Annotated in this window: 1 protein-coding gene; it reads left to right on the forward strand. The window is 47.1% G+C overall.

Annotated features, from left to right (window positions below):
- A partial coding sequence (locus tag N1032_RS27195; protein WP_259543817.1) for an NlpC/P60 family protein occupies positions 1-432 on the forward strand: 432 nt, incomplete at its 5' end.
- Positions 433-556: the final 124 nt, after the last annotated feature.

Consider the following 556-nt stretch of genomic DNA (forward strand, 5'->3'; position numbering starts at 1 on the left):
ATTCCGTGGATTATCGTTTCATGGCCGGAAGGGGATTATCGGGAACTTCTCCCGCAAGATCCGCCGCTATTAGGCCGCCCGTTTGCGCTGGGCTCTTATGATTGCTGGGGCTTAATTATGGCCTGGCATAAAGAGCAAGGGATCACGCTAAATGATTGGCGCGTCCCTTATCCGTGGTGGGAATCGGGGAAAGAACAACGCTATTTAGATAATTGGTATGCAGAAGGGTTCCGCGAAGTATTAAAACCCGTTCCTGGATGCATGGTAATTATGCAAGTTTCCGCCCCTGTAGCTAACCACGCGGGAATAATTTTAGAAAACGATATGCTTTTACATCATCTTTACGGCCAGCTTTCCAATATTACGCCTTATGGCGGCTATTGGCGTGAGCGTACCGTTAAGATCGTGCGCCATAAGGATTTAAAATGCTGAAAACAATTTTATTAAGCGGGAGCCTCGCCAAACTATACGGGCGGGAGCATAAATTAGATGTTCAAAGCCCGGTAGAAGCGATTCGCGCTCTAGGCGTATTAATTCCTGGGTTTGAACGTAATTT

Source organism: Herbiconiux daphne, assembly GCF_024979295.1.
In the GTDB taxonomy this organism is placed as follows: domain Bacteria; phylum Actinomycetota; class Actinomycetes; order Actinomycetales; family Microbacteriaceae; genus Herbiconiux; species Herbiconiux daphnes.